This window comes from Prochlorococcus marinus str. MIT 9314 (assembly GCF_000760035.1).
GTDB classification, from domain to species: domain Bacteria; phylum Cyanobacteriota; class Cyanobacteriia; order PCC-6307; family Cyanobiaceae; genus Prochlorococcus_A; species Prochlorococcus_A marinus_B.
The window spans coordinates 35113-53590 of record NZ_JNAO01000002.1 but is presented as its reverse complement, the minus strand read 5'-3'; the positions used below and the strand labels follow the sequence as shown (position 1 = coordinate 53590).

The window sequence follows — 18478 nt, the reverse complement described above, 5'->3', positions numbered from 1 at the left end:
ACATAAATTTTTAAAGTATTCTTTTAGGGTTAAATCCTTCTTTCATATAAAAAATTAATCTCGGATTTTATAGAACTATAGGCATAAATTTAAAAAGTATGAATGGTCAATACTCTAAAAATAAGATTTTAGGCCAGTTAGCGATAGTTTTACATGCGCATCTACCATATGTAAGAAAAAATGAAAAAAACTCCCTAGAAGAGGATTGGTTATTTCAGGCGATTTTGGAATGTTACATACCTTTACTTCAATCAATAGAATCTTCCAAAAAGGAAAATCCTTTAAATACCAAACTTACTATTAGTTTGTCTCCAACGTTATTATCACTTTTAAATAATAAAAAAATTCAAAAAACATTCCCAAGCTGGATTGAGACAAGAAATAATTTCTTAAACGAACTGCCAAAAGAAGAAAAAAATGCCTCTGCATTTTTAATGAATAACCTTAATGACAAATACTTGTATTGGCAAAAATGTTCTGGAAATTTAATTGAGAAGTTTAGAGTTTTAAATAACTCTGGAAATTTGGATATTCTTACTTGTGCTGCTACACATGGATATTTGCCAATTTTAAGGGAGAATCCAGAAACTGTTAAAGGACAAATCAATACAGCCATTAGGAATCATGAAAATATTTTTGGAACTAAGCCTTTAGGTATTTGGTTACCTGAATGTGCATATTATGAGAATTTAGATGAAATGCTATTTAATTATGGAATTAGATATGCAATCTTAGATGGACACGGTATTCTAAACGCTACACCGAGGCCTAGGTATGGTGTTTACGCTCCAATCTGCTCGAAAAAAGGAGTTGCCTTCTTTGGAAGAGACAGTGAATCAACTTTACCTGTTTGGTCTGCAAAGGACGGATTTCCTGGAGACAAGGTTTATAGAGAATTTCATAAAGACTTGGGATGGGAATTACCTATCTCCAAACTCCAAAAGAAAGGCATCTCAACTAAAAGACCTTTGGGTTTGAAGTTTCATAAAATTACAGATGATAAATTACCGTTAGGAGAAAAGGCATTTTACTTAGAAAATGAAGCCAAAGAGAAGGTTGCGGAACATGCTGATTCTTATCTTCTCGCGAGATCCAAACAATTAGAAAAATTAACATTATCCTCTTCCTTTAAGCCCTTATTGGTGGCTCCATTTGATGCAGAGTTATTTGGTCATTGGTGGTATGAGGGACCTTTTTTTATTGAAAATATTTTAAAAAACTCTAGTAAATATTCAATTAAGTTAACAAATTTAAAAGAATTCTTAATTCAAAAGCCAAATCTACAGATTTGCGATCCATCACCATCAAGCTGGGGACAAGGAGGTTACCATAACTACTGGATTAATGATGCAAATGCGTGGATTGTTCCGGAAATCACTAAGGCAGGCTCAACTTTTGCTGATTTATGCACAAAAAATTTTAATAATGACTTATCACCAAGACTTTTCAAGCAAGCAGCAAGAGAATTACTTCTCTCTGAGTCCTCTGATTGGAGTTTTATACTAAGGGCTGGAACTACAACTGAACTTGCAAAAGAAAGGATAGAAAGACATTTGTTCAGGTTCTGGAAAATAGTTGAAATGATAAAAAATAGTTCCAATATTAATTTAAAATTTCTTGAAGATATTGAGGAAGAAGATGAAATTTTCCCAGATATTAATATTGATGATTGGCGAAAATAAAAATACTAATTTAACTTAAGCATTCCTAGTTTTACTTTTAGAGGTGAATTTATAAACATCTTACTCATCACGTAAATTAGTTTTGGAAGTGGAAGTGTATTAGTAAGAAAACCTACCCATTCATTGGTCGATAATCTAAAGAAATTTGAGAAAAAGCTTCTTAATCTACTTTCGTCAAAACTCATTAGTCTTCTCAAACCATATTGGTAAAGTTTATGCCTTTGTATTAACTCGTAAGGCCATAGGATCTCCCAACCTTTTGTTGCTAGTTCAAGAGAACTGAGATTAGGTTCTTTTAAAAAAATTGCTAATTTTTTTGCAAGGAGTGGAGCTCTTCTTAATAAAGATCCGATCATATATCCTGATGCAGGATGCACCATGCTTGCAGACCCTCCAAAACCCAGTACAAATTGTTTTTTAAATGGGAGGGGTAAATTCATTGGGAAAAGGCAATTCTCTTCATGAAAAATTTCATTTACCTTAATACCCTTGTTATTCAATCTTTTAAAAAGTCTTTTTTTGAGATTCTCTTGGGATAAGGCAGGATAACTAGCTAATGATGTTTCCTCAACAAAAAAAGTTTCATTGCCAAGATCCATTGCATATAGAAAGGAAGGAGATGATAACTTTTCTTCATTGTTTAAATGATTTGGACGAAAATCCATTAAAACAAACTGATCCTCATTAACTGGTGGCGATGAAAATTTGCCGACAATCCCATACGCAGCTTGTTGAGCTATTTCATTTTGTAATGGTCTTTTTATGAAATTACTTTTATGCCCACTTGCGTCAATGACTAACCTCGCCTCTATTCTTAAACCTGAAAAACAAATCACTTCAGATAGTTTATTTTTCTCTTTAATATCTTTTGCTGTCTCATTCAACCATTCAATCCCGTTACATTTTTTTAAAAGTTCATTTTGAAATGCTTCTTGATTTATCAAGCCATAATCGTAATTATGTTTTGTAGGATTATCTCCCTTTTTGTTTTCGCCATTTCCAAAAAAACTAACTGTTTTGCACCACCGATGAGATAACAAAGACTCTAATCCTAATTCCTCTAATTCAGAAGCCCAAATACCATAAGTATTCTCCCATTTTTCATTTGGAGATTTAGTTGAAATGCCCTTAATATTTAGATCTTGCTTGGCTAATTCTGAAGCCAAACATAGTGCTGCAGGCCCAGAACCTAAAATTAGGATATCAAGTATTTCCATATTATCTAATAAACCATTTTTTTTTTAATTTTCTTTGCCTTGGTTGAATTGGTCTGTTTCTTCTGTTTGTTCATGAGGAACTAATACAACTTCTGATAAATGATCACCCTCATCTAATTTTTGTAATTTTACTCCAGTAGCGGCTCTAGATTGCTGGGATATTTTATCTGCGTTTGTTCTTACTATCACGCCTTTTTCGGTCACAAAAAGTAATTCTTCCCCTTCTCCAAGGACCTTCAAACAAACTAATACATCATCTTTAATTCTGAATTTTATTGCTCTCAAACCCATGCCTGCTCTTTTTTGTAATCTAAATTGAGTTACGGGTACTCTTTTACCTAGTCCAAACGCACTGGCTATTAGTACCCAAGGACCTTCTGAAGAGTTAACTTCAAGATTTTCATCAGACTCTTTCGTAAGATCTTCACATTTAGCTAATTGATCAACTAAATCAGATTTTAAAACATCCATAGATACAAGATTGTCTCCTTTCCTAAGGTTCATAGATTTAACACCCCTTGCCGTCCTGCCTAGTGGCCTTATTTCGTTAATATCTAGTCTGAAATGAATCGCCATTCCTGTTCTTGATCCAATCAAAACACTGTCACCTTCTTTTGATAATCTAACCCAGGTTAAAGCATCTCCATCCTCAAGATTTATTGCTATTAAACCATTTGATCGAATTTTTGAGAAAGCAGAAAGTGAAGTTCTTTTTATAAATCCAGCCTTGGTCAGCATTAATAGATAACAATCGTTATCAAAAGAGTCTACTGCAACTAGCGAGGTTATCTTTTCTTCTCTTGGTATTGGGAGAAGTTGAACTGATGGAGTACCTTTAGCTGTTCTGCTACTCATGGGAACTCTATATGCTGGCAGAGCATAAGATACCCCTCTATCACTAAAAAGCAAAAGAGTATCATGATCATTACAGCTTATAAATAGTTTTACTTCATCATCTTCTTGTGTCTTTGTTCCAGCTTTACCTCTAGACCCACGACTTGTAGATTCAAATTCATTAACAGGCATTCTTTTTAGATAACCTGCTTCAGTCAATAAAACTACAGATCTGTCATTAGCGATAAGATCAATATCATCTAGACCACCACCTAAATCAAGTATTTCTGTTTTTCTTGGAGAGGAAAATCTTTCATCGATTTTATTAAGTTCTTCAAGAATAATTTCAAAAATTCTTTCTTTACTATTCAATATTTGCTGATATAAGTTGATTTTTCTGGTTAACTCATCATGTTCCCCTTTGATTTTATCTGCTTCTAGCGCTGTTAATCTTCTTAATTGCATTTGTAAAATAGCTTCTGCCTGTGTGGCAGATAACTCATGATCAGTTTGTAATTTTTCTCTGGCTGAAACTGTATCTTTTGCCGATCTTATTAGATTAATAATCTCATCCATAGCATCCAATGCTAATAAAAGACCTTTTACGATATGATCCCTCTCTTCAGCCTTTTTTAATAAAAATCCTGTTCTTCGCCTGATCGTCTCCACTCTGAAGTCTAGAAATACATCTAACATTTTTCTGAGTGAAAGTGTTGTAGGCTCTCCTTTTACTAAAGCAAGAATATTTGCACTGAAGTTATTTTGTAGAGGTGTTAGCTTAAATAAATTATTTAAAACTACTTGTGGGTAGGCATCCCTTTTTAGTTCAATAACAATCCTCATTCCGTCTCGATCGCTTTCATCTCTAATATCAGAAATACCTTCTAATTTTTTTTCATTAACCAAGTCAGCAATTCTTTCTATTAATGCCGCTTTATTAGTTTGAAATGGGAGCTCTGTAATTATTACTGCATCTTTTTCTGCTCTACCGCTGGATTTAATTTGCTCAATATTTGCTACACCTCTCATGGTTATTGAACCCCTCCCTGTCTTGAAAGTTTCTCTGATACCATCTCTGGCTAGGATTTGACCCCCTGTAGGAAAATCAGGGCCCTTAATTATTTCAAAAAGTTCTCTATCTTCAATCGAAGGATTATTGATGATTGATTTAAGACCATTAATTAATTCCCCTAAGTTATGAGGTGGAATATTAGTTGCCATTCCTACTGCTATTCCAGATGATCCATTTAGTAGTAGTTGAGGAATCCTAGCAGGTAAAACTGTTGGTTCTTGCTGAGAACCGTCAAAATTATCTGCGAAATCTACAGTTTCAGATTCAATATCCTCTAATAGACTTTCATCTGTAAGAGACTGTAAACGAGATTCTGTATATCTCATTGCTGCTGGTGGGTCATTATCAACTGAACCAAAGTTTCCATGGCCATCTATGAGTGGCATCCTCATAGAGAAATCCTGTGCCATCCTAACCAAAGCATCATATACAGCAGTATCGCCATGAGGGTGGTATTTACCTAGTACTTCTCCAACAACTCTTGCACATTTTCGATATGGTCTACCGCTAGTTAAACCAAGTTCATACATCGCATAAAGAATTCTTCTATGAACAGGTTTTAATCCATCTCTTACATCTGGAAGAGCACGACCAACTATAACGCTCATTGCATACTCGAGGTATGAGCGAGACATCTCGTTTCTTAGGTCAGTCTGAATAATTCGGTCGTTATCTTCGCTTAATCCTGAGTTATCAGAATCTAAAATATCAGACATATAAAAATCCTTTTTTTAATAATAATCGCTGATTGACATAATGAATAAAAAAAAATATTTATTTAATTCCCAAATACTTACATTTACACACAAATCAAAATAAAACCTGTTGTTTTTGAATAAATCTTGGCTTATTACCCCTTTAGTTGTTAATTTAATCAAAATAAATAGAAAAATTCCGTGAATATTGAACTTGGTTTAAATAAAAAAGTCAGAAGGGCTTACGGCATCGACGAAATAGCTTTAGTCCCAGGTAATAAAACACTTGATTATGATTTAACTGATCCTTCTTGGTCAATAGGTGATATCAAAAGAGAAGTTCCTATCGTAGCTAGTGCCATGGACAGTGTTGTAGATGTTAATACGGCTGTAGAACTCACAAAATTAGGCTCCATAGGAGTTATAAATATGGAGGGCATACAAACAAGATATGAAAATCCTGATGAAATATTGAACCAAATAGCATCTGTCGGCAAGAATGATTTCGTACCACTAATGCAGAAGATATACCGCGAACCAGTTAAGGAGGAATTGATCTTACAAAGAATAAATGAGGTTAAAGAGGGAGGAGGCATCGCTGCTTTTAGTGGGACTCCACAAGCTGCTATTAAGTTTAAAGAAACACTTAATAATTCCAAAATAGATTTATTTTTTCTTCAAGGAACAGTTGTTTCAACTGAACATCTTGGTATGGAAGGTAAGGAAACCTTAAATATTAAAGATCTCTGCCAATCTTTGAATGCCCCTGTTTTAGCAGGAAATTGTGTTACTTACGAAGTTGCAAAACTTCTCATGGATGCTGGAGTTGCAGGATTAATGGTTGGGATAGGGCCTGGAGCGGCATGTACATCAAGAGGAGTATTAGGAATTGGAATCCCACAAGCAACTGCAATTGCTGATTGTAGTATGGCAAGAAATGATTACTTTGAAGAAAGTGGTCGTTATATTCCTATTATTGGTGATGGAGGAATTGTAACGGGCGGAGATATCTGTAAATGTTTAGCATGTGGAGCAGATGCTGTAATGATTGGATCCCCAATAGCTAAATCCTCAAACGCTCCAGGTAAGGGATTTCACTGGGGTATGGCTACTCCAAGTCCAGTATTGCCAAGGGGCACAAGAATTGAAGTTGGTTCTACAGGATCCTTAGAAAGAATAATTAAAGGCCCTGCCTTACTTGATGATGGGACACATAACTTATTAGGAGCCATTAGAACCTCAATGAGTACTCTTGGGGCAAAAAATATTAAAGAAATGCATGAAGTTGAAATAGTTATCGCACCATCTCTTCTTACCGAGGGTAAGGTTTATCAAAAAGCTCAGCAGCTTGGGATGGGTAAGTAGTTCTTTTAGAGCAGAATTATAAACCTTAGTGAATTAAGTATTAAATTGAAAAATTTTCTAATTAGGAGTTATTATGAAATGATGGGGGAAACCCCATACTCCTCACACACTAAATCGCCCGATTAATCGGGCTTTTTTAGATATTTTGTTACTTATATTATTTTATCTGTAATGAAATCATCACTTCAAAGAATTGCCTGCTAAATTTTCAAAAAGGAATACTTAAATTATGTCATCAGCTCCAGCCGTAACTGATTCTTCGTTTGACAAAGATGTACTGCAAAGTGATCTACCAGTATTGGTTGATTTTTGGGCCCCATGGTGCGGTCCGTGTAGGATGGTCGCTCCAGTTGTAGAAGAAATCTCAAAAGACTTTGAAGGGAAAATTAAAGTTTTTAAATTAAACACAGATGAGAATCCAAATGTAGCCAGTCAATACGGAATTAGAAGTATACCTACACTAATGATCTTTAAAGGAGGTCAAAAGGTTGATACCGTTGTTGGCGCTGTGCCAAAAGCAACTCTTTCGAGTACTTTAACTAAGCATTTATAAATATAAAAGCTTTGCATAAAATTGGACTAATAGACTATGGAATGGGTAATATTCATTCTGTAACAAAATCTCTAGAAAGTCTTGGAGAAGAAATTATATTAATTAAGAACTTTAATGATTCTAAGCTTTGTAAGGCGATAATACTTCCTGGCGTTGGAGCATTTGATCCAGCGATGAATAATCTTATAAATACTGATTTGATAAATGATTTGAAAAATTGGATTAAAAGTGGGAAGTCCTTTTTGGGGATATGTTTAGGTCTCCAACTCCTTTTTGAATCTAGTGATGAAGGAAAAGTTCAAGGGCTGGGAGTTTTAAAAGGAAAAATACAAAAAATACCCAATATTCCTAACCAGAGAATCCCACACATGGGCTGGTGCCAACTTTTACCAACAAAACCAAATACATTATTTGAGCTTGAAGAATTAAATAATTGGGTCTATTTTGTACATTCCTATCATGCAACCCCATATGACTTAAATATTATTGCAGCTCAGGTTGATTATGGCTCTGAAAAATTAACCGCAATGATTGAGGATGATAATTTATTGGCCTGTCAATTTCATCCGGAAAAATCTGGAAAAACCGGTGAAAAACTTTTAAGAAAATGGCTGAGTAATATTCAATAAAAGATGCTTAGGGATGAAGACTAACTTAAGATTAATAGGTGGTAAAAAACTCCAAAGTCCAAATAATATTTATACGAGGCCTACTACTTTGAGAGTGAGAGAGGCTATATTTAATATATTGAACAAGAGAGTTGAAAATAGTAACTGGTTAGATTTGTTTAGTGGAACAGGGGCCATATCTTGTGAAGCCTATAATCACGGGGCAAGTAAAATAATTGCAATTGAAAAAAACAAAATCAACTCAAAAATTTGCTTAGAAAATTTACTCTCGTTGGAAAACATAGAGAATAGGAGAAATGATATTGAAGTGATTTGTAAAGACGTTTTGAAATGGACAAAACCAAATTATCAGAGAAACTTATCCTCTAGAAATATGGATTTAAACAAATTAAAATTTGATTTTGTTTATCTAGATCCTCCTTACAATGTAGATTTCTATGAATTAGTTTTAAATCAATTATTTAATTGTAATTTTTTAAAAAAGGATTCAACAGTTATTTGTGAACATTCTCCAAACCTATTTTTTAAAAAAAGTAATTTGTGGGAAACTATAGATGTAAGAAACTATGGGCAGTCAAGATTAACATTTTTAATCAATGTCCAGCATCCCTGAACCTCTTCTGTATTGATTCCATGCACTTACGAATAATCCAAGAAGAGTTATTGGAACTAAACCTAAAACAATTCCACATAGAAGAGGCTCGATCATTTTTTTGCCTTTTTTAAAATTCTTATCCACAATTGTTACATAGAGACTATTTTTTGTGTCAACATCTTCATCAACTGCAGCAGAAAGAGACTTTAAAAGTGAATTCTTAAAAATTGTTTTTATTGTATTTGGAGTTTTATTGATTTGTTTTTCAATATTTTTCGTAAAACATCAAGAAAATGACAAATATGTTGTGGAAACTCTTGAGCTTAATGGCTCTGCTGAGCAAGGAGATGCTCTTTTTAAGATAAATTGTGTTGGATGTCATGGAATTACAGCTAGAGGATTAGTGGGTCCAGACTTACACTCAATAACTCAACGTTTGAATGACAAAGAGATAATAAAACAAGTTACTGGAGGCTTAACTCCTCCTATGCCAAGTTTTGAAATTGATCCTGTAAATATGTCCAATTTATTAAAATATCTTCATAGCCTTGAATGACTTTAAAAAAAAATTTTTCTAATTTAAAGGTAATATTAGTTGAACCAAATGGCCCTTTAAATGTAGGGAGTGTTGCAAGATTATGCAGTAATTTTGAAGTTGATGAATTAAGAATTGTTTCTCCGAAATGCGATATATTTTCTTTAGAAGCAAAAAAAATGGCCCTTAAAGGTCAAAAATTTCTTAAACATTGTAAGATTTTTGATGATCTTCAAAAAGCAATTTTTGATTGTGATTTGGTTCTCGCATCTTGTGGAAGGATTGATGTAAATAAAGATTCATTATTTGAATCTTCTGAAGATATATTCGATTGGACTTTATCCTTTAAAAAGATAAATAATTTAGCAATTATATTTGGAAGAGAAGATAGAGGTTTAACTAACTGTGAATTGCTTCTGGCAAATAAAACTTTTAATATCCCAACTTCTCAGAATAATCCTTCATTAAACCTTTCTCACGCTGTTTCAATAGTTTTGTATGAATTAAATAAGTCTTCTAAAAAGAATTTAAATAATGAATTAAAAGTTTTTAACTTGGCATCATCGAAAGAAGTACATGATACATTTGCGGAGATAGAGGAAATGCTTTTGCGAGTAGGATATCTCTTAAAACATACCTCCAAGGCAAAAATCAATAAATTTAAGAGTTTTATTTTAAGGGCAAATACATCAATGCACGAAATAAATGTTTTAAGAGGAATTGTCCATCAAATAAACTGGTTTTTGAACAATTCAAAAAAAAATAAGTAAGTATAAATTTGATTAGTTATTGCTTCTCTGTAGTTTTAATTTATAGGGATATTTACTAAAAACATTTTCTGAAGTAGCATCTATTGATTATTTGAATATTTAAGAAAACTAAAACTGTGCCTACAACAAAGAAAAGAAGAGTTTTTCCTTTTACAGCAGTAATTGGTCAAGAAGAAATGAAATTAGCTCTCTTGTTAAATGTTATTGATCCAAGAATTGGAGGAGTGATGATAATGGGTGATAGAGGGACTGGAAAGTCAACTACAATCAGAGCCTTAGCTGATTTGTTGCCTGCTATAGATGTTGTTAAAGACGATCCATATAATAGTTCCCTAGTCGATCCTGATTTACAAAGTAAAGAAGTTTTGGAAAAAATTACTCAAGGAGAAAATCTAGAAAGTATTCAAAAACAAGTACCTATGGTTGACTTACCTTTAGGGGCTACTGAAGATAGGCTTTGTGGAACCATTGATATAGAGAAGGCTTTGAGCGAAGGTGTTAAGGCATTTGAACCAGGTCTATTAGCAAAAGCTAATAGGGGTTTACTATACGTTGATGAAGTGAATTTACTTGACGATCATTTAGTTGATGTACTTTTAGATTCGGCCGCTTCCGGATGGAATACAGTTGAAAGGGAGGGAGTCTCAGTTCGACATCCTGCGAGGTTTGTCCTTATTGGTTCAGGAAATCCAGAAGAAGGTGAATTAAGGCCTCAATTATTGGACAGGTTTGGAATGAGTGTTGAAGTTAAGACAGTTAGAGATGCTGAATTAAGAGTGCAGGTAGTTGATCAAAGAACTTCTTTTGATGACAATCCTGATGAGTTTTCATTGAGTGTTGAGAAACAACAGGATGAACTTCAACAAAAAGTTATTAAAGCACAAGAAATATTAAATTCTGTTCAAATGGATGATGACTTAAGGTTGAATATTTCTGCAATTTGCGGAGAACTTGATGTAGATGGTTTACGTGGAGATATTGTTACAAATAGGTCTGCAAGAGCAATTGCAGCATTTGAGGGCAGAACTGAAGTGCAAGAAGATGATATAGCAAGGGTTATTTCTTGTTCTTTAAGACATAGACTTAGAAAAGATCCCTTAGAACAAGTTGATTCAGGTGAAAGAGTTATTCAAGCTTTTTGTAAAGTATTTGATTTGGATGAAAAAGAAAATCTTTCAAAATTTCAATTGTCTGCTGAAGCTTAATAACAGTGAGAATAATTGGTATTGACCCTGGATTAGCTAGAGTTGGTTATGGAATAATTGAGATAGAAAACGAAAGAAAGATATTATTAGATTGCGGTGTTATTGAGACAGGTAAAGATAAAAAAGAAGAAGATAGACTTTATGAGATATACCAAGATCTTAATGAATTAATAAATCATTGGAACCCAACTACAGCGGCAGTAGAAAAATTTTTCTTTTACAGGTCAAGTACTACCATTAGTGTAGTGCAGGCCAGAGGCGTGATTATGATGGCATTGGCCTCTAAAAAAATTCATGTTAGTGAGTATTCACCTGCTCAGATAAAATTAACAATTGCTGGATCTGGAAAGGCATCTAAGAAAGATATTCTTGATGCTGTTATGTATAACTTAGATCTTGACAAACCTCCAAAACCTGATGATTCAGCAGATGCATTGGCTATAGCACTCACAAAACTAAATGAGGATGGCTTTAACTGAAAAATTAATATGACGATCTTTGAAAATAAGAAATTGGAGAGGGATACCTTTAGAAAACTAAGAGATGAGATTTTTCCTAATCAAAGAGAAAATGTAGAAAAGAATGTAAGATTATATGTTGATTCATTTGTTAAGGTATACAAAAATATTGGTTATATAGGCATATATTGGCCTCTAAAAAATGAAGTTGATATTAGAAGTCTTAAGAAAAAATTTACTTTAGCTTTGCCTAGATGTAAAGATAAAAAAGAGTTGTTATTTTATCCATGGGACGAAAAACCTCTTACCAAAGATTCTGAGGGAATACTAAGTCCAAATAAATCTTCCTCATTAAGTTATTTGCAGATAAGCATGATATTTGTACCATGTCTTTCCGTTGATAAAAATTTAACAAGATTAGGTTATGGAGGAGGTTATTTTGATAAATTAAGGAGAGATAATAATTGGAGAAATGTTCCATGCATTGGAGTGTTAACTTCTAATTGCGTAAGTACGATTCCATTAACCAAAGCTGAGTGGGATATTCCTTTATCGGGCTTTATCACAGAAAAAGAAATATTTGTATAATAGGAGGTTCATAAATTGATTAGTTCATAGTTTTAAAAAATGGAAAATCAGGAAAAATACAATAATTTATCAAAATTAGTAGAAAAGTTGAAGAAATCAGAGGATCCAAAAAGGAAATATGAATATATTTTGTGGTTAGGCAAAAAATTGAATGAACCAGATAATGAAATCCTTGTTGAAGAAAATAAAGTTAAGGGATGCGTTTCAGAAGTTTTTGTTAAGGCAAATATTAAATCTGGTAAATTATTTTGGGAAGGATATTCTGATGCTCTCATCACAAAGGGTTTGTTGGCCTTTCTAATAAGTGGATTAAATGAGTTGACACCAAAAGAAGTTGTTGAAATAGATAAGAAATTTATTGAAGATACTGGTTTGAAAGCAAGCTTAACCCCTTCACGATCAAATGGTTTTTTAAATATTTTATTGAAAATGCAGTCTCAAGCAAATGAATTTTTGTAGGTCTAATAATATAAAATTAAATTCAAAGTAAAAAGAAATAAAACAATGAGAAAATGCAAAATTGGTATTGTAGGTTTTGGAACTGTAGGTTCAGGGATTTATAAAATATTAACTTCTGAACTTGATTCACATCCAATTCTAAAAGAAATAGAAATTTCAAAAATAGCAGTTAAAGATCTTAATAAAAAAAGAGATATTGAGCTAGATAATAATTTGTTAATTGATGATCCATTTAAATTAATTAATGACCCATCTATAGATGTAATTGTTGAAGTAATGGGTGGGATTGATTTAGCGAAAGAAATTATTTTGCAATCATTAAAATTAGGTAAATCTGTTGTTACCGCAAACAAAGCAGTGATTGCAAGATATGGAGAAGAAATATATAAAACTGCATCTAAAGAAGGAGTGTATATATTGTCAGAAGCAGCTGTTTGCGGGGGGATTCCAATAATTGAACCCTTAAAAAGATCATTAAAAAGTAACATTATAAAAAAAATGGTTGGGATAATAAATGGCACAACAAATTTTATTCTTTCAAAGATGGCAAATGAAAAAGCAGATTATAAGGAGACTTTAAAATTGGCCCAAAGCCTTGGTTACGCAGAATTTGATCCAACTGCAGATGTTGAGGGGCATGATGCTGCTGATAAGATTTCAATCCTTAGTGAACTCGCATTTGGAGGTAAAATCAAAAGAGAGGAGATACATTCTGAGGGTATTAGTAAAATTAATCTCAAGGATATCGAATATGCCAATAAATTAGGATTTGAAATTAAACTTTTAGCGCTCTCCGAAAGGGTACAAACAAATAGTAATAATTCACTTGCTTTGAATATTTGGGTAGGACCTTCTTTGATTCCAAAATCTCATCCATTGGCAACAGTTAAGGAAGTTAACAATGCCTTATTGATAGAGGCTGATCCTCTAGGAGAGATAATGTTGTATGGTCCAGGTGCAGGAAGTGGCCCAACTGCTGCATCTGTAGTATCAGATATATTAAATCTGCATGCCGCCTCAGTAAAAAATAATAATTCGGTCGATCCATTGTTATCTTTTGATTTCTGGAGAACCTGTCATATCATAGAATCTTCACAAATAAACAAAAAAAATTACCTTAGAATTATTTGTCTTGATAGTCCAGGTGTCATAGGAAAGATTGGAGATATTTTTGGAAAGAATAATGTATCAATCGAATCAATTGTTCAACTTGATGCCAGTGAGGACAAAGCAGAAATTGTTGTTATTACGCATGAGGTGAATAATGGAGATTTTGAGAAATCGAAAGATGAAATAAATTCGCTAAATGAAGTTAAAATTATTGCAAGTCAATTAAGTTGTATTTAAAAAAATAGTTTGCAAATTTCTTAATGGCTTGTTAAACCGAAGAAAGTAAGTGGTTGGTTTTAATACCTTAATGATTCATTCAAAAATATTGGACAATAAAAATCAAAAAAATAATTTAATTTGTTCTGAAAACCTTTATAAAGGTGCTTGTGTAAAAATTAAAAATAGCAATAAGACTTTTCAAGTAATTGGTATAAATATAGGTAAGAAAATTTGTTGGGTAAGAGAGTGGCCTTTTGCTTGTAATTCTAAAAAAACATTTGCTTTAGAGATAAGTCAAATAACCTTACAAATTTTTTGCTCTAATAATTTTTCAGAATAATTAAGTAATTGAAAAACATGAAAAAAAAAGTCGTTTTATCAATACTCATTTTTTTAATTTCTTTTTTACAGACTTCTTGCCGCTCAAAAAGAATATCTAAAAAAATCATAGTAGCAAGTTCTGGGAAAATTGAATCTTTAGATCCAGCTAGAGCTAATACTCTTAAAGCAATTCAATTAATCAGTTCTCTAGGAGACACATTATATGAATTAAATTCTAACGGTGAATTAATACCTGAATTGGCATCGGGGATGCCAATTATTTCAAAGGATAAACTTCAAATAATTATCAATTTAAGAAAAAATGTTTTTTTTCACGATGGAACTTTATTTAACTCAAATGCAATAAAGTTTTCTTTTGATAGATTCAAAAGAATTGGAACGATGAATTATATTTTAGGAAACAAGATTAAATCAATAGAAACCCCGAGTGAATATTCAGTCATTATAAATTTGAATAAACCATCAAGTTCTTTAAATGGTCTACTTACTTCAGTAAATTTAACTCCAATATCTCCTACATTTTACAAAGAATATTCTGATAAGTTTCTAAATGAAAAATTTGTTGGTACTGGCAAGTATGTGCTGACCAGTTTTTCTAATGAAGTTCAATCAATTGATCCACATTTGAATTATTGGGGTGAAAAACCCTTAAATAAGGGCATAAATTTTGTGGGTTATTCAAATTCATCATCTCTTTTTGGGGCTTTAAAAAGTAAACAGATTGATGTGCTCTTATCAAACTCTATTGATGATAGTCAGAGAAAAAGTCTAAATAATTTAAGCAAAAATAAACAGTTTAAAGAAGGTAATAGCCCTTTTACTGAATTAAGTTTTATAAGTCTTAAAACTAGTTCTTATCCCTTAAGTAATCGTAATTTAAGACTTGCTTTGGCAAAAAGTCTTAATAGAAAATTAATTAGTGAGAAAATAAGTTATGGATTAAGGAAGCCAACTAGATCAATTATCCCTCCGATATTAAAAAAAGATAATCAAGAACTATGGCCTAAATATGATTATTTAGAAGCGAGAAGGTTATTGCAAAAAGAAAACTATTGTGATGGAAATATTCTGAAAATACCTCTTACTTATAGATCTAATGTGCCAGCTGACAAGCTTATTGCTCTGACATGGCAGCAAGAAATTAAAAATTCTTTGAATGATTGTATTGATATTGAACTAAATGGAGTAGAATCGACAACAGTTTATAAAAATCTAAGTTTAGGAATTTATACTGCAGTTATTCTTGATTGGACTGGAGCTTATTCAGATCCAGAAGCATATCTTACCCCTCTTTTAAGTTGTAATGAAATAGTTGATGGTATATGTAAAAAAGGTGAATCAGTCTACAGCGGTAGTTTTTGGGGATCTAATAAAGTGGAAAGTTTATTTCTTGAAAGTGAAGAAATAAGTGGAATTAAAAGATTAAAAAAACTTATTGAAATTGAAAAAATAGCAGCGAGTTCAATACCTTATATTCCTATTTGGATATCCTCTCAAAAAGCATGGTCTCAAAATAAAATTTCAAAACCTATTTTTAATGGTGCAGGAATAATTTCATTGAGTGATCTTCAGTTAATTAATGACTAGAAATTTAAATAAATTACTAAATTATTCCTTATTAAAAATTTTATTAATACCGATAATGTTATGGATAATTTCTTCATTAGTTTTTATTTTATTAAGAGTTGCTCCCGGCGATCCTGTCGATGCCATACTTGGATCTGGTGCAGATGAGGTTTCTAGGGAATTTCTTAGAAATAAATTGGGGCTAAATGAACCTTTAATAAATCAATATTTTTCATATATTAAAAATATATTGCACTTAGATTTTGGCCAATCTCTTAGTACTCAAGAGCCAGTCCTAAATATTATTATTAAGTCATTGCCTGCAAGTATTGAGCTTGGATTCTTTTCAATATTAAGTGCCACACTAATAGGATTCCCATTGGGATTAATTGGCTTAAGAAATAGAGGGAAAAAGATTGATTATATTGCGAGAATATTAGGAATTGCCACATACGCGATACCTCCTTTTTGGGGTGCAATGCTAGCGCAATTATTATTTTCTGTTCTTTTTAATATTTCCCCAATTGGAGGTAGATTTCCAATATTTCAGCAACAACCTCAAATAACAGGTTTTCTGGTTTTAGATAGTATTCTTTCAAATAATATTATTGCTCTAAAAGATAGTCTTTATCATATCGCACTTCCTTCGATTACCCTTGGCTTTTTATTAAGTGGTATATTCAGTCGCTCATTAAGAGTAAATTTGGATAAGACATTAAAAAGTGATTATGTAAATGCTGCTATTTGTAGAGGAATATCAAGGAAAAAAATATTTTTGAACCATGCATTGCCTAATGCACTATTGCCAATTGTCACTATTTCTGGCTTGACTATGGCCTCATTAGCAGGAGGTGCTTTGTTATTCGAGGTAACTTTTTCATGGCCAGGTATAGCTTTAAGATTACATGAAGCTATTTCTCAAAGAGACTATACCTTGGTTCAAGGAATTGTAATTTTTACCTCTATGCTCATAGTCTCTTTAAATCTCTTCGTAGATATATTAATCGCTTATTTAGATCCACGAATAGAGTACTAATTTTCGGAAATTTCTTTTATTGTTTCAAGATCTAAAAGATGGAAATCAAGTCCCAAATCTCTTTGGTTTTTAATTACTGTAGGCATCTTTCGGTTTTTTATATTTTTTAAAAATTCAACTATAAATTTCGTAGATAAATCTTGTACTAATGTTGGCTCTGAACCAATAAAAGATTCACTTATTTTGAAGAGGTCATTATTTTCTTCATAGCTTTTATTAATTCTTATTGGAGAGAAATGACTTGCTCCTTCAATAATTAGAAATCTATTTGATGGATTATCTAACGCATAAAAAACTCTAAATTGTTCATTCATTAACGGTGTAATAAGGTCATAAGTACCACCTATTAGAAGAGTTGGTGCTTTAATGCCTGTACTATTTTCTTTTGGCCATACTAGACTCCCAAATGAATTAAAACCTACTATGGCACTGGCCTTATTAGTGTTACTTTTCTTAGGGAATGGTATTTCACTCAACTGACATTGAAGTAATTTTGATAGATTTGTTACCGCAAAGTCTTTTAATGCCGAATCACATTTATCCTCTAGTTGATCAGTAGGTTTATTACCTTCATATAAAAGTGCTATTAAAGCGCCAAGTGAATGCCCCATTAAAATATAAGAATCATTAGGTATACCAAATTCTCCATTTTCATGAGCTTTTAATACAGCATCTAAATCTTTAATTCTATACAAGAAAAAGTCTGCACTTCCTGGTATCGTTTCCTTGCCTTCGAGTACTTCTATGAATGATTCTAAATTACTCCCTCTATGATCTATGAATAATATTGGCCACCCCCTTTTTGCTAATTCGTTGCCTATCCATTTGAAATTATTAATTTCGCCTCCAAGTCCTGGCATAAAGATTATCAATTCTTTATCTTCATTTGTTTGATTGCTTTTCCATATTTTAATTTCAAAAGGTTTCACTCGGTGAGGAGCAAAAATTTTTTTTTCAATTTTAATAAGATCTTGATTTGATTTTTTTTCAGTATTTTTAAAGGCATTTTGTTTAGTTCTTTCAAGTTGATTTAATTTGGACAACAGTTCTTGTTGCATTGATAATTCATTTTTCCAAGATGAAATTATTAAAATTAAATTATCAATATCTAGTGAAATTTCATCTGATGGTAATGCCTTTATGATGTCTAAAGTTGAAACTTCTTTTTTTTGATCTAATAAATTTTCTATAGTGTTATATATTTCTGTTCCATTATTGTCATTTGGAACTTCAATGCTTTTGCTTAATTCTGTAAGAATTTTACGCCCTATCCAACTTCTTAATATTTCTCTATTTAATCCCTCTTCTTTGAAAACTGGAAATTCTAAAAATTTTGATAATTCAAAAACTCTTATAAATCCATTTTTTTTTAACCAATCTATTAATTCTGTTGAATCATCTTTGTATTTTTCTAATTTTGATAATTGTTCTATAGTAAGAGGGATTTCCATCTCTTCAAACTTAATATTTATCTTTTCAGCAGCTCTTAAACCATTATTAAAAAATAAACCACAAAAACTAAAAAAAATTATAAAAATGTATTTCACT

Annotated in this window: 19 protein-coding genes; 15 read left to right on the top strand and 4 right to left on the bottom strand. The window is 32.1% G+C overall.

Annotation, left to right across the window (positions count from 1 at the left end; genetic code table 11):
* Positions 1-98 precede the first annotated feature (98 nt).
* Entirely contained in the window at positions 99-1682 is a 1584-nt protein-coding gene (locus EU98_RS07720) for a glycoside hydrolase family 57 protein (protein WP_032515046.1), read from the top strand.
* A 5-nt stretch (positions 1683-1687) separates the two neighbouring features.
* Here the strand turns inward: EU98_RS07720 and crtL are convergent, their stop codons facing one another.
* The gene (crtL, locus tag EU98_RS07725) at positions 1688-2899 is read right to left on the bottom strand and encodes a lycopene beta cyclase (RefSeq protein WP_032515045.1); all 1212 of its coding nucleotides are present in this window, start codon (positions 2897-2899) and stop codon (positions 1688-1690) included.
* Positions 2900-2923: 24 nt separating this feature from the next.
* Entirely contained in the window at positions 2924-5521 is a 2598-nt protein-coding gene (gyrA, locus tag EU98_RS07730; protein WP_032515044.1) for a DNA gyrase subunit A, read from the bottom strand.
* A gap of 180 nt (positions 5522-5701) precedes the next feature.
* On the opposite strand from gyrA, the gene EU98_RS0108710 reads away from it, so the two are divergent.
* From EU98_RS0108710 to rsmD, 4 genes are all read left to right on the top strand, one after another.
* On the top strand, positions 5702-6865 hold the full coding sequence (locus EU98_RS0108710; RefSeq protein WP_032515043.1) for a GuaB3 family IMP dehydrogenase-related protein: 1164 nt from the start codon (positions 5702-5704) through the stop codon (positions 6863-6865).
* 229 nt (positions 6866-7094) lie between these two features.
* Positions 7095-7418: a thioredoxin gene (trxA, locus tag EU98_RS07735; RefSeq protein ID WP_011376622.1), complete on the top strand. Its 324-nt coding sequence runs from the start codon at positions 7095-7097 to the stop codon at positions 7416-7418.
* 11 nt (positions 7419-7429) lie between these two features.
* A complete protein-coding gene (gene hisH / locus EU98_RS07740; RefSeq protein ID WP_032515042.1) occupies positions 7430-8047 on the top strand; it encodes an imidazole glycerol phosphate synthase subunit HisH in 618 nt (205 codons plus the stop codon).
* Positions 8048-8060: 13 nt separating this feature from the next.
* Positions 8061-8660, top strand: a complete 600-nt coding sequence (gene rsmD, locus EU98_RS07745) for a 16S rRNA (guanine(966)-N(2))-methyltransferase RsmD (RefSeq protein ID WP_032515041.1) — start codon at positions 8061-8063, stop codon at positions 8658-8660.
* Here rsmD and petG read toward each other — a convergent pair.
* Entirely contained in the window at positions 8637-8756 is a 120-nt protein-coding gene (gene petG, locus EU98_RS0108705; protein WP_011376619.1) for a cytochrome b6-f complex subunit V, read from the bottom strand. The genes rsmD and petG overlap by 24 nt on opposite strands.
* 55 nt (positions 8757-8811) lie before the next feature.
* Between petG and EU98_RS07750 the strand changes: the two genes are divergently transcribed.
* The 10 genes from EU98_RS07750 to EU98_RS07790 all read left to right on the top strand — a co-directional run bounded on the left by EU98_RS07750 (position 8812) and on the right by EU98_RS07790 (position 16930).
* Entirely contained in the window at positions 8812-9198 is a 387-nt protein-coding gene (locus EU98_RS07750) for a c-type cytochrome (RefSeq protein ID WP_032515040.1), read from the top strand.
* Positions 9195-9947, top strand: a complete 753-nt coding sequence (locus EU98_RS07755) for an RNA methyltransferase (RefSeq protein WP_032515039.1) — start codon at positions 9195-9197, stop codon at positions 9945-9947. Before EU98_RS07750 ends, EU98_RS07755 begins: the two co-directional genes overlap by 4 nt.
* Positions 9948-10063: 116 nt before the next feature.
* Positions 10064-11152 (top strand): magnesium chelatase ATPase subunit I, encoded by a 1089-nt coding sequence (gene bchI, locus EU98_RS07760; protein ID WP_011818593.1) that lies wholly within the window; start codon positions 10064-10066, stop codon positions 11150-11152.
* Between the two features lie 5 nt (positions 11153-11157).
* Positions 11158-11631, top strand: a complete 474-nt coding sequence (gene ruvC, locus EU98_RS07765; RefSeq protein ID WP_032515038.1) for a crossover junction endodeoxyribonuclease RuvC — start codon at positions 11158-11160, stop codon at positions 11629-11631.
* Positions 11632-11640: 9 nt separating this feature from the next.
* Positions 11641-12198: a 5-formyltetrahydrofolate cyclo-ligase gene (locus tag EU98_RS07770; protein ID WP_032515037.1), complete on the top strand. Its 558-nt coding sequence runs from the start codon at positions 11641-11643 to the stop codon at positions 12196-12198.
* A 39-nt stretch (positions 12199-12237) separates the two neighbouring features.
* Complete coding sequence (locus EU98_RS07775; RefSeq protein ID WP_032515035.1) at positions 12238-12657, top strand: SufE family protein; 420 nt, start codon at positions 12238-12240, stop codon at positions 12655-12657.
* Positions 12658-12702: 45 nt separating this feature from the next.
* Positions 12703-14004 (top strand): homoserine dehydrogenase, encoded by a 1302-nt coding sequence (locus EU98_RS07780; RefSeq protein WP_032515034.1) that lies wholly within the window; start codon positions 12703-12705, stop codon positions 14002-14004.
* A gap of 70 nt (positions 14005-14074) precedes the next feature.
* Positions 14075-14326 carry a hypothetical protein gene (locus tag EU98_RS0108700; RefSeq protein WP_193742983.1) on the top strand — a complete coding sequence of 84 codons (252 nt, stop codon included), beginning with the start codon at positions 14075-14077 and terminating at the stop codon, positions 14324-14326.
* 17 nt (positions 14327-14343) lie between these two features.
* A complete protein-coding gene (locus EU98_RS07785; protein WP_032515031.1) occupies positions 14344-15915 on the top strand; it encodes an ABC transporter substrate-binding protein in 1572 nt (523 codons plus the stop codon).
* A complete protein-coding gene (locus EU98_RS07790) occupies positions 15908-16930 on the top strand; it encodes an ABC transporter permease (protein ID WP_032515030.1) in 1023 nt (340 codons plus the stop codon). Before EU98_RS07785 ends, EU98_RS07790 begins: the two co-directional genes overlap by 8 nt.
* Here EU98_RS07790 and EU98_RS07795 read toward each other — a convergent pair.
* Positions 16927-18477: an alpha/beta fold hydrolase gene (locus tag EU98_RS07795; protein WP_032515029.1), complete on the bottom strand. Its 1551-nt coding sequence runs from the start codon at positions 18475-18477 to the stop codon at positions 16927-16929. The two genes, EU98_RS07790 and EU98_RS07795, sit on opposite strands and share 4 nt — an antisense overlap.
* Position 18478: the final 1 nt, after the last annotated feature.